The sequence below is a fragment of the Bradyrhizobium sp. RP6 genome, assembly GCF_003837805.1.
In the GTDB taxonomy this organism is placed as follows: Bacteria; Pseudomonadota; Alphaproteobacteria; order Rhizobiales; family Xanthobacteraceae; genus Bradyrhizobium.
Genome location: NZ_RQIT01000015.1, coordinates 81206 through 93180, shown reverse-complemented (window position 1 = coordinate 93180; position 11975 = coordinate 81206). Strand labels below are relative to the sequence as shown.

Here is an 11975-nt window from a genome sequence, read left to right as displayed (position 1 = left end):
AATGACGGCAGGGGCTCACACCTCGATCGTCACCGTCACCGGCACGTGGTCCGACGGCCGCTCCCAGCTCCGCGCATCGCGCAGGATCTTGAAGTCGCTGACCGCGTCCTTCAGCGCACGCGAGACCCAGATGTGATCGAGCCTGCGGCCGCGGTCGCCGACGGTCCAGTCGGCGGAACGATAGCTCCACCACGTATAGACCTTCTCCGACATCGGGATGCGCTCGCGCGCGACGTCGATCCATTCGCCGGCGGCGAGTGCCGCCTTCAGCTTCTCGGTTTCGACAGGTGTGTGCGAGACAACTTTCAGAAGCTGCCTGTGCGACCACACGTCGTTCTCGTGCGGGGCGACGTTGAGATCGCCGACCAGGATGTGGCGGTCCTCACCGCGCGGATGCAGCGGCTCGCACGCCTTCATCTCGTCGAGGAAGCGAAGCTTGTGGTCGAACTTCTCGTTCAGCGCGGGATCGGGAATGTCGCCGCCGGCGGGCACGTAGAAATTATGCAGCACCAGCGGCTTTGCGATGCCCGCCTTGGTTCCGAAGGACACGGATATGTGGCGCGAATCCACCTTGTCGCAGAAGGTACGGATGTCCTTGGACTCGAAGGGAATCTTCGAGACGATGGCGACGCCGTGATAGCCCTTCTGCCCGTTCAGCGCGACGTGCTCGTAGCCGAGCCGCTTGAAGCGCTTCAGCGGAAAGGCATCGTCGATGCATTTGGTCTCCTGCAGGCACAGCACCTCCGGCCGCGCGCTCTTCAGGAATTTTGCGACCAGGTCGATGCGCAGCCGCACCGAATTGATGTTCCAGGTTGTCAGGGAAAGACGCATGGGGAATGCGTCTTAGCAAGCTCTCGTCGGGTGGGCAAAGGCGCAAAGCGCCGGTGCCCACTGTCTTTTGCCTATGAATGGCGGGTAAACTCTCTCGTTCCCCGGACGCTGAGCGTCACTTCGTGCCGCACAGCGTCCGGGACACGAGACCGACCTATCCGGGCGACGGGCCGTAATTGGTGAAGTCGATCTTGAACATGCCGGGGTCGAGCTTCTTGCTCGAATCCAGATTGTAGACCGCGATCGTGGTGTCGTAGCCCTGCGGGTCGGTGACGGTCCACTGCTTGAGCTGGCCGTCCTTGGCGCCGAACATCAGGAGCAGCCGGCTGGTGCCGACCAGCGCCTGCTTCTCCTCGATGGTGACGCTGACATAGACGTCGTCGGCCGAGACGCTGACGACGTTGGTGTCCTTCATCAGGTCGATGCGGTCGGACAGCAGGAAGCGCAGCGGTGTCTGCGACAGCGGATAGACGTCCTGGGTCGCGAGCTTGCGGTCGCGCACCACCAGCGAGGATCCGTCGGCGACGATGTCGATCGGGCTCGGCGCGTCATATTCGAAGCGCACCTTGCCCGGCTTCTGGATGTAGAAATCGCCCTGCGTCTTGCTGCCGTCGGGGCCGACCTGGACGAAATTCCCGACCAATGTCTGAAGCGACGACAGATAGGCGCTGACCTTGGCCGCCTGCGCCTTCTGGTTGGCATCGAAGGTCTGGAAGATGCTGCTCGGCACGTTGCGCCGCGGATCCGGGATGACCGGATTGGGCGGCGTCTGCGTCGCGCCGGTGACAGCGGGCCCGCCGGCAGGCGCGCCATCGCGGCCCTTCGGTGCAGGCTTCGGCACGGGCACGGTCTGCGCGAACGACGCCGTGGTCACCATCGCGGCGGTGACGAGAAGCACGCCGGCCACGCGCGCGCTTCGCGCGGCGATGGTGGCAGCGTATCGGATGTCCGGATGTCTGATCAACGCGTCGTCCTGTATGGCTGGGCGCCTTTCTAGCGTGATTTCGGGCAAAAGCAGATATCGATTTTGCGTGAAATGATGCCTCGATGCGGCTCGCCTCACATATGGCTGTCTTCTTCCTCGACCAGAATCTCGCGCTTGCCGGCGTGGTTGGCGGGACCGACGATGCCCTCCAGTTCCATGCGCTCCATCAGTGATGCGGCGCGGTTATAGCCGATTTGCAGGCGGCGCTGGATATAGCTGGTCGAGGCCTTGCGATCACGTTTGACGATGGCAACCGCCTGCTGGAATAGATCGCCGCCGCCATCCCCCCCCATGCCGGTCGCGTCGAACACGGCGCCGTCCTCGTCCTCGGTCGGCTCTTCGGCGGTGACCGCTTCGAGATATTCCGGCTGTCCCTGCGTCTTGAGGTGACGCACCACCTTCTCGACTTCCTCGTCCGAGGCGAAAGGTCCGTGCACGCGGCTGATGCGGCCGCCGCCGGCCATGTAGAGCATGTCGCCCTGGCCGAGCAGCTGCTCGGCGCCCATCTCGCCGAGGATGGTGCGGCTGTCGATCTTGGACGTGACCTGGAAGGCGATGCGGGTCGGGAAGTTCGCCTTGATGGTGCCGGTGATGACGTCGACCGACGGACGCTGCGTGGCAAGGATCACGTGCAGGCCTGCGGCGCGCGCCATCTGCGCGAGACGCTGCACCGCGCCTTCGATGTCCTTGCCGGCGACCATCATCAGGTCGGCCATTTCGTCGACGATGATGACGATATAAGGCAGCGGGTCGAGCGAGAGCTTCTCTTCCTCGTAGATCGCCTTGCCGGTTTCTTTGTCGAAGCCGGTGTGCACCGTGCGCGTCGGCTCCTCACCCTTGGCCTTCAATTCGAGCAGGCGCGTATTGTAGCCGTCGATATTGCGCACACCGAGCTTGGCCATATTCTTGTAGCGCTCTTCCATCTCGCGCACAGCCCATTTCAGCGCGACCACCGCCTTCTTCGGATCGGTCACGACGGGCGTGAGCAGATGGGGAATGCCGTCATAGACGGAGAGCTCGAGCATCTTCGGGTCGACCATGATCAGCCGGCACTGGTCCGGGCGCAGCCGGTAGACCAGGCTGAGAATCATGGTGTTGATCGCGACCGACTTGCCCGAGCCGGTGGTACCGGCGATCAGCATGTGCGGCGTGCGGGCGAGATCGATGATGACAGGTTCGCCGCCGATGGTCTTGCCGAGGCACAACGGCAGCTTTGCCACCGACTCGGTCGCCTCCTTCGCCACCAGCAATTCGCGCAAATAGACTTTCTCGCGATGGGCGTTCGGCAGCTCGATGCCGATCGCGTTGCGGCCGGGCACGACGGCGACGCGCGCCGACAGCGCGCTCATCGAGCGGGCGATGTCGTCGGCGAGTCCGATCACGCGCGAGGACTTGATGCCGGGCGCCGGCTCCAGCTCGTACAGCGTGACGACGGGGCCCGGATTGGCCTTCACGATCTCGCCGCGCACGCCGAAATCCTGCAGCACGCCTTCGAGCGACCGGGAATTGGTCTCCAGCTCGGCCTTGCTGAGTGGCTGGCGATCGCCGGCCTTCGGGGCGGCCAGCATGGAGACGGACGGAAGGTCGAACTTCTCGGAGGACTTCTTCGCCGCGGCCTTCGGTGCAGCCTTCTTGCGTGGGGCGCGCGCGGCGGGCTGCTCCTCTTCCTCCTCCTCCTCGTCTTCCTCTTCTTCGTGCTCGTCCTCATGGTCCTCGTCTTCGGACTGCGGCGAGATCGAGGGCGCGGCGCGACCGCCGCCCAGATTCGGCTCCTGGCGGCTGAATGCAACCGCTTTGGTCTTCGGTCCACTCGAGACCAGCGAGCGGTACGCGGCGCCAAGCAGCCAGATCAGCCGCGCCTTGGTGCTCATCAGCGCGTGGAACAGCCAGCCCAGCGATACCGAGCCGCGATCGCTCTCCTCGTCTTCGTCGAGCGGCTTGTCATCATCCTCGATCTCCGCGAACTCGTCGTCCTGCTCGCGCGCGCCAAGGCCGCAGGCGATCAGGAAGGTCGCGGTCATCGCGGCGAACAGGATCGTGCCCAGCACGATGCGGTAGATCGTGCCGGCCGGCCCGAAAATCACCGCCGGCGCGCGCACCAGCGCGTCGCCGACCACGCCGCCGAGGCCGGTCGGCAGCGGCCATGCGCCGCCATGCGGCCAGCAGCTGACGAAGCCCGCCGCGATCACCGTGCAGAGAATCCAGGAGCCGAGCCGCAGCGCTTCGCGGTCGAACGGGCGATGCGTCATCATGCGCCAGCCCCACACCGCAACCGTCAGGACCAGCATGATGGCGCCGAGCCCGAGAATCTGCATCGCGAGGTCGGCGCCGATGGCGCCGGCATAGCCGAGAATGTTGCGGATCGGCCGCGAGGTGGCGTGGCTGAGGCTGGGGTCCTGCACCGACCACGTCATCAGCGCCGCCGAGGCGACGCCCGCCAGCGCGATCAGGCCGAGGCCGGTGAGCTCGCGCATGCGCCGCGCCAGACCCTCGCGGATCGATGGCGGCAGATGGCCGACCAGCGGAATGACACGTTCGATTGCCGACATGCTCATGGGCCCCGCCTAACCCAGAGTCTCGACCAGGCGGTGCAGCGCCTGCGCCGTGGTCTCTCCATCCTGCACCAGTGCGAGCCGAATGTAGCCTGCACCGGGATTGAAGCCGTCGGGCTGGAGCCGGGCCAGATAGCTGCCGGGCACCACGCGCACACCTGCCTCCTTGAAGAGTCTCAGCGTCACCGACACGTCGTCGCCGAGCGCGGACGTGTCGAGCCAGACGCAGAAGCCGGCATCGGGCCGGCGATAGCCGTAACGGTTGCCGATGATCTGGTCGGCGAGGTCGAACTTGATGCGGTAGAGCCTGCGGTTCTCCTCGACATGCGCTTCGTCGCCATAGGCGACGGTCGCGACGTGCTGGAGCGGCACCGGCACCTGCGGCGCCGCAACGTTGCGCAGCTCCAGGAACATGCCGATGAACTTCTTGTCGCCGGCGGCGAAGCCGACGCGCATGCCAGGCAGGTTGGATCGCTTCGACAGCGACTGGAACGCGACCACGCGGGTGAAGTCGGGGCCGGCGCATTCCAGCGCGCTGCCCGGAGCCTGGCGGGTGTAGATCTCGGAATAGCACTCGTCGCTGAGGATCACGAAGCCGTAGCGGTCGGCGAGTTGCTTCAATCGCCTGAAATAATCGGGCGAAGCGACGGAGCCCTGCGGATTGGCCGGCGAAGCCAGATAGAACGCCACCGTGCGCGCCAGCGTAGCCTCGTCGATGGCATCGAGATCGGGCAGGAAGCCGTTCTCGACCGTAGTCGGCAGATAGACCGGCTCGCAGGCCGCGGCACGGGCGCCGGCGCCATAGACCGGATAGAACGGGTTCGGCATCAGGATCGCAGGCTTGCCGGGACGCGGCCCGACATAGCGCGCCGCGGTGATCGCAGCGAAGAACAGCCCTTCGCGACTGCCATTGAGGACGAGAATCTCGCTCTCGGGATCGAGCGGCCGCGGCAGCTTGAACCGCGACGACAGCCAGGCGCCGGCGGCTTTGCGGAACGGCTCGATACCCTTGCCGAGCGGGTAGCGGCCGAAATCGGCGATGTGTTTCGCCAGCACCGGGCCGACGAAGTCGGGCACGGGATGCTGGGGCTCGCCCACTGCAAGCGTGATCAAGGGCTTACCCGGCTGATGCGGCGCCAGCAGCTCGTTCAGCCGGATGAAGGGCGAGCGGTCGCTGTCGGGGCTTCCACCGGCCTGCGGCGCACGGGATGAAGCGATCATAGCCATTCTGGGCGCCAGCACTCTTGGAACAGCCGGTCGCGCGAAGGCACCGGCGGGAAGCGGTTCAGTTCACCATAGATAGGGCGAGGTTAAGACGCGATTAACCATCGGCCGCCGCCTGCGTCCAGAGCGGGAATATCGAGGCCGGATCACAATATGTTCGGGACGCTTCTGCCCTGACCTGCAAGCGGAACCGACCAAAAGAAAGGGGCTCCAGCTTGCGCTGGAGCCCCTCAACGGTCAGGGCATTGCCGGGTATGTGCCCGAACCGTAGTTGTGGACGCGGTCTTCCAGAGGGGACCGCGCCCGGGAGGAGACTTACATGTTGTAGGCGCGCTCGGTGTGCTCGGTGATGTCGAGGCCTTCACGCTCGCTCTCGACATTGGCGCGGAGGCCGACGATCACGTCGACGACCTTGTAGAGGATCGCCGAACCGACGCCCGACCACACCAGCGTGGTGCAGACGGCCTTGATCTGGGCGAGGATCTGCGTGGCGAAGTCGTAATCGGCAACCTTCGGCGGGATGGCCGTGTAGTCGACGATGCCGGCGCCGCCGAGAGCGGGGTTGACCAGGATGCCGGTGCCGATGGCACCGACGATGCCGCCGATGCAGTGCACGCCGAACACGTCCAGCGAGTCATCGTAGCCGAGCGCGTTCTTCACGACGGTGCAGAAGAACAGGCAGACCACGCCGACCACGAGGCCGAGGACGATCGCGCCCATCACACCGGAGAAGCCGGCTGCAGGCGTGACGGCCACGAGACCCGCGACGGCACCGGAAATGACGCCGAGCACCGAGGGGTGACCCTTGATGATCCATTCCGCGAACATCCATGACAGCGCGGCGGCCGCGGTGGCCACGAAGGAGTTGGTCATGGCGAGCGCAGCGCCGCCGCTGGCCTCGAGGTTGGAGCCGGCGTTGAAGCCGAACCAGCCGACCCAGAGCAGCGAGGCGCCGATCATCGACATGGTCAGCGAGTGCGGAGCCATCAGCTCCTTGCCGTAGCCGACGCGCTTGCCGATCAGGAGAGCGCCGACGAGACCTGCGATGCCGGCGTTGATGTGCACCACGGTGCCGCCCGCGAAGTCGATCGCGCCCATCTTGAAGATCCAGCCGGCGTCGGCGTTGATCTCGTCGAGCTTGGCCTGTGCCGCGGTCTTCGCCGCCGCATCACCCGCCGCAGCCAGAGCCTTGGCCGCGTCCTGGATCAGGTCCGGACCGGGCCAGTACCAGACCATGTGCGCGATCGGGAAATAGATCAGCGTCACCCAGAGCGGAACGAACAGAGCGAGCGCCGAGAACTTCATGCGCTCGGCAAAGGCGCCGACGATGAGGGCGGGCGTGATCGCCGCGAAGGTCATCTGGAAGCACATATAGATGAGCTCCGAGATGTTGGCGTCGACCGAGAAGGTCGCGGCCTTCGAGTCGGTGGTGACGCCCATCATGAAGGCCTTGGAGAAGCCGCCGATGAAGTCGGAGCCGCCGGTGAAGGTGAGGCTGTAGCCGTACACGGCATAGATCACGGTGACGACGCAGACGGTGTAGAACACCTGCATCAGGACGGAGAGCATGTTCTTGGAACGGACCAGGCCGCCGTAGAACAGCGCGAGGCCGGGGATCGTCATCAACAGCACCAGCACTGTCGATGTCATCATCCAGGCGTTGTCTCCCTTGTTGACCGTTGGCTCGGCGTAGGCTGCGGTCGCAGCGAACAGGCCGACTGCGAGAGCCGCCAGTCCCGCGCCATAGGGACGCTTGAACGTCATATTATTCACTCCTGATTGGATAAGGTTGAGCGCGAAATCAGAGGGCCGCGGCATCGGCCTCGCCGGTGCGGATGCGCACGGCATGGTCGAGGTTGATGACGAAGATCTTGCCGTCGCCGATCTGTCCGGTTTTCGCCGCCGACGTGATGGCGTCGATGGTCTTGTCGACCTGGTCGGAAGCGACAGCGACCTCGATCTTGATCTTGGGCAGGAAGCTCACGGCATATTCGGCGCCGCGATAGATTTCCGTATGGCCCTTCTGGCGGCCATACCCCTTGACTTCCGTCACCGTGAGACCGTGAACGCCGATGGCGGTCAGGGCGTCACGGACTTCTTCCAGCTTGAATGGCTTGATAATCGCCATAACAATTTTCATGGGTCCTATCCCCGCTTGGGCCCGGTCCGGACGTGGCCGGGCGTTTCTCGACTGGTTCGCCACGAGGGAGAAGATTCACTACGCGGGCACAGCCGGACCCCTAGAATCAAATGCCGTGCCAGATCGGGCGTGTTGCCTAACGGACTATGAAAACGGGTGTTTTCGCGTTCGAGGGGTATTGTGGTGCAGTGCGCTATTACGTCGCGCTTAAAACATGGTCATGCCTGCTCAAATCGACGGCATGACAGGCTGTCGACACAATGTTGCTCACGCGTCGGGCAGCAAGAAGGTAATTTCGTAGCGCAGTCGCCTATTGCAGGGCTTCACCGTGCTGCGAAATATCCAGCCCCTCGAGCTCCTGCTCACGGGATACGCGCAAGGGTACGAACAGGCCAACCAGCTTGAGCAGGATGAAGCTCACGCCCGCCGACCAGACGAAGGTGACGGCGACCCCGAAGAGCTGGATCAGGAGCTGCCGAGGATGGCCCTCCAGCAGGCCGGCGGTGCCGCCGATGGCGCTGGTCGCGAACACGCCGCCAAGCAGGGTGCCGGTCAGCCCGCCGATGCCATGGACGCCGAACACGTCGAGCGAATCGTCATAGTTGAAACGGTGCTTCAGCCAGGTACAGGCCCAGTAGCAGACCGCCCCGGCGACGATACCGATGACGATACCGTGCCAGGGGGCGACGAAGCCCGAGGCCGGCGTGATGGTGCCGAGCCCGGCCACCGCGCCGGAGATCATGCCGAGCACGGAGGGCTTGCGCCGCGTCGACCATTCGATGGCGCCCCATGTCAGCGCGCCGGCACAGGCGGCAAGATGGGTCGCGATGATCGCCATCACCGCGCGAGAGTTCGCCGCCAGCGCCGAGCCGCCGTTGAAGCCGAACCAGCCGACCCACAACAGGCCGGTGCCCATCACCGCGAGCGACAGATCGAACGGCGAGAGATTCTCGGTGCCGTAGCCGTGACGGCGGCCCATCACCTTGGCCGCAACGAGGCCGCCGGTGCCCGCCGACAGGTGCACCACGAGGCCGCCGGCGAAATCCAGCACGCCCATGCCGGCGAGGAAGCCGCCGCCCCACACCCAATGCGCCAGCGGAATGTAGACGAAGATGAACCAGGCGACCGAGAACAGGAGATAGGCGGAGAACCGCATGCGGTCGGCGACCGAGCCAGCGACCAGCGCCACCGTGATGATGGCGAACGTCATCTGGTACAGCATGAACAGCGATTCCGGGATGGTCTTGGCCGCAGGGTTGATGCTGTCCATGGTCATGCCGGCAAGAAACCAGCGGTCGAGCGTGCCGATCCACGGCCCATCGCCGACGAAGCAGAGCGAATAGCCGAATGCCACCCAGAGAATGGAGATCAGTGTCACCGCGGCGAGGCTCTGCGCCATGGTGGCGAGCACGTTCTTCTTGCGCACCATGCCGGAATAGAACAGCGCGAGCCCCGGGATCGTCATCATCAGCACCAGCGCGGTGGCGACGATCATCCAGGCCGTGTCGGCGGCGTTGATCTCGGAGCCGGCGGCATGTGCCGGAAAAGCCATGATGGACACAAGCCCGATCGGCGCAGCCATACACGCTGCGCGGCGCAACCATCCCGCCATGTCATTCCCCCCAGCATCAATTGGCGTCGCACGCTGTGGCGTCGTTGCCCGGTGCGATCGAAGATTTATCGAAGCGTTTTTGCGACGCGGATACCGGTTCGCGTCGAGAGAACGCGTCAAGCCGAAATCTAGAGCGCGTCGCTGTCGGTTTCGCCGGTGCGGATGCGCAGCGCATGGTCGATCGGCGTGACGAAGATCTTGCCGTCGCCGATCTGCCCGGTGCGCGCGGTCGCGGTGATCACGCTGACCGCCTTGTCGGCAACGTCGGAGGGGACCGCGATCTCGATGCGCAGCTTGGGCAGGAAGTTCACGACATATTCGGCGCCGCGATAGATCTCGGTGTGGCCCTTCTGCCGGCCGTAGCCCTTCACTTCGGTCACGGTCATGCCGTGGACGCCGATCGCGGTCAGGGCCTGACGGACCTCATCGAGCTTGAACGGTTTGATGATCGCGACGACGAGTTTCATGGTCAGGCCTATTCCCCGGGATGCACCGCGCCGTATGTCCCCGACGCAGCGTCAATCTGGCATCTTTCCGGGCAAATGGCATAAAAAAGTTGCAGATTGAAGCGGAAAAACGTCTGACCGTGTGAACGGCCGCCTCTGTACAGGGCAACCGTTCATCATTCACAATGCATTTTTGGCATGGATGCGGTGAACCCGCGGCGGTCGAGCGGTACAAAAGAGTTTTGGGGGACGCTTCATGGCGAGTTGGTTCTACGCATCCGAGGGCAAGCAGCAGGGGCCGTTTCCGGAGGGGCAATTCCGCGATCTGATCGCCCAGGGCATCGTGCGCCCGGATACGCTGGTATGGACCGAGGGCATGGCCGGCTGGCAGAAGGCCGCCGAAATCCCCGGCCTGATCGGAGGTGGCTCCGCGCCGCCGATGATGCCGGCCGGCGGTCCGCCGATGATGGGTTCCGGCGGCTACGCCGGCACGGGCAGCGGCGGCTCTCTGGCGGTCGATTTCGGCATCCTGGAATTCACCTGGCGCAGCATCGTCCTGCTGATCGGAATGATCCTCGTCATCCCGGCGCCGTGGGTGTTCGTCTGGTACACGAAATGGATCGTGTCCTGCGTCAAGGTCCCGGGCCGACCCAACCTCAGCTTCACCGGCGATGCGATGACGCTGGTGCCGTGGTATTTCGGCTTCATCGTTCTGGCGATCGCAATCGGCTACATCGGCAGCCAGTTGCTGAGCAACCTGCTGTTCATCGTTCAGCTCGTTCTCTACTGGCTCCTCATCAAATGGATAGTCGCCAACCTCGCCTCCAACGGGCAGCCGCTGGGCTTGAGCTTCACCGGCTCGATCTGGGCCTATATCGGCTGGAATCTGCTGTTTGCGATTTCCATCATCACCATCATCGGCTGGGCCTGGGTCGCCGCGGCCCAGATGCGCTGGTTCTGCCGCAGCGTCGAAGGCACGCGGCGCGAGGTCGTGTTCAGGGGGAGCGGTCTCGACATCCTCTGGCGCGGCATCGTCGCTGCGATCCTGTGCAGCCTGATCATCCCGATTCCGTGGGTCTATCGCTGGATCATGAACTGGTTCGCCTCGCAGACCGAGCTCGTTGCGCGCGGTTCGCTCGCAGCATGACCCGGACAGCCACCGGCGCGATCCATCGCGCCCGCGGCGCTATGCCTTCCGCTCGCGCACGGAGCCTTCCTGCGCGACGGAGGCGACCAGCGTGCCATCGGGCTTGAAGATCGAGCCGCGGGTCAGGCCGCGACCGCCGCGCGCGCTTGGCGAATCCTGCGCGTAAAGCAGCCATTCGTCGGCGCGGAACGGGCGGTGAAACCACATCGCGTGGTCGAGGCTCGCCGGCATCATGCGCTTGTCGAACAGCGTACGGCCATAGCGCGCCATGATCGCATCGAGCAGCGAGAAATCCGAAGCATAGGCGAGCGCGCACATATGCAGCGCCGGATCGTCGGCCAGCTTCGCGGCGGTCCTGATCCAAACGTGAATACGGCCGTCGTCGATCTTCTGGCCGAAATAACGGCCGAGCTCGACCGGGCGCAGCTCGATCGGACGATCGGATTCATAGTAGCGGCGGATGAAGTCCGGCATCTCCTTGAACATCGGTTGCTTCGCGACCTCCTCCGCCGTGAGCTTCTCCGGCGGCGGCACGTCGGGCATCTTGTCCTGATGGTCGAACGCGCTCTCCTCCTCGGCGTGGAACGACACCATGATCGAGAAGATCGCGTTGCCGTGCTGGATCGCGGTGACGCGGCGGGTCGAATAGCTCTTGCCGTCGCGCAGGCGCTCGACCTGGTAGATGATCGGGATCTGCGGATCGCCCGGCAGGATGAAATAGCAATGCAGGGAGTGCGGCAGCCGTCCCTCGACGGTGCGGCACGCGGCAACCATCGCCTGCCCGATCACCTGGCCGCCGAACACCCGCTGCCAGCTCGTCTTCGGGCTGTTGCCACGGAACAGGTTCACCTCGAGCTGCTCGAGGTCGAGGATCGAAATGAGGTCGATCAGGCTTTTGGACATGATGATGCTTTCGAAGATCTCGTCATTCCGGGGCGTCGCGATGGCGATGAACCCGGAATCCCGAGCTGACAACCTCTGGATTCCGGGTTCGCGCATTTGCGCGCCCCGGAATGACACATAGGGGCCATTCGGCCC

The 11975-nt window shown here is 64.6% G+C and carries 10 protein-coding genes; 1 reads left to right on the top strand and 9 read right to left on the bottom strand.

The genetic code is table 11. The features are described from left to right. Positions 1 to 15: 15 nt before the first annotated feature. The 8 genes from EHH60_RS24540 to EHH60_RS24505 all read right to left on the bottom strand — a co-directional run bounded on the left by EHH60_RS24540 (position 16) and on the right by EHH60_RS24505 (position 9811). Positions 16 to 831, bottom strand: coding sequence for an exodeoxyribonuclease III (locus tag EHH60_RS24540; protein ID WP_124161987.1), 816 nt, complete (start codon positions 829 to 831; stop codon positions 16 to 18). A gap of 154 nt (positions 832 to 985) precedes the next feature. Beyond that, complete coding sequence (locus EHH60_RS24535; RefSeq protein ID WP_124162059.1) at positions 986 to 1738, bottom strand: outer membrane lipoprotein carrier protein LolA; 753 nt, start codon at positions 1736 to 1738, stop codon at positions 986 to 988. Positions 1739 to 1890: 152 nt separating this feature from the next. Then, positions 1891 to 4371, bottom strand: coding sequence for a DNA translocase FtsK (locus tag EHH60_RS24530; protein ID WP_124161986.1), 2481 nt, complete (start codon positions 4369 to 4371; stop codon positions 1891 to 1893). Positions 4372 to 4380: 9 nt separating this feature from the next. Beyond that, on the bottom strand, positions 4381 to 5595 hold the full coding sequence (locus EHH60_RS24525; protein WP_124161985.1) for an aminotransferase class I/II-fold pyridoxal phosphate-dependent enzyme: 1215 nt from the start codon (positions 5593 to 5595) through the stop codon (positions 4381 to 4383). Between the two features lie 312 nt (positions 5596 to 5907). Further along, complete coding sequence (locus EHH60_RS24520) at positions 5908 to 7356, bottom strand: ammonium transporter (protein WP_124161984.1); 1449 nt, start codon at positions 7354 to 7356, stop codon at positions 5908 to 5910. Between the two features lie 37 nt (positions 7357 to 7393). Continuing rightward, positions 7394 to 7732 (bottom strand): P-II family nitrogen regulator, encoded by a 339-nt coding sequence (locus EHH60_RS24515; RefSeq protein WP_008142813.1) that lies wholly within the window; start codon positions 7730 to 7732, stop codon positions 7394 to 7396. A gap of 310 nt (positions 7733 to 8042) precedes the next feature. Beyond that, entirely contained in the window at positions 8043 to 9344 is a 1302-nt protein-coding gene (locus EHH60_RS24510; protein ID WP_124161983.1) for an ammonium transporter, read from the bottom strand. Positions 9345 to 9472: 128 nt separating this feature from the next. Beyond that, a complete protein-coding gene (locus EHH60_RS24505) occupies positions 9473 to 9811 on the bottom strand; it encodes a P-II family nitrogen regulator (RefSeq protein WP_124161982.1) in 339 nt (112 codons plus the stop codon). A 235-nt stretch (positions 9812 to 10046) separates the two neighbouring features. Between EHH60_RS24505 and EHH60_RS24500 the strand changes: the two genes are divergently transcribed. Continuing rightward, positions 10047 to 10937, top strand: coding sequence for a GYF domain-containing protein (locus tag EHH60_RS24500; RefSeq protein ID WP_124161981.1), 891 nt, complete (start codon positions 10047 to 10049; stop codon positions 10935 to 10937). 39 nt (positions 10938 to 10976) lie between these two features. Here EHH60_RS24500 and tesB read toward each other — a convergent pair whose 3' ends face one another. Further along, positions 10977 to 11840: an acyl-CoA thioesterase II gene (gene tesB / locus EHH60_RS24495; protein WP_124161980.1), complete on the bottom strand. Its 864-nt coding sequence runs from the start codon at positions 11838 to 11840 to the stop codon at positions 10977 to 10979. Positions 11841 to 11975: the final 135 nt, after the last annotated feature.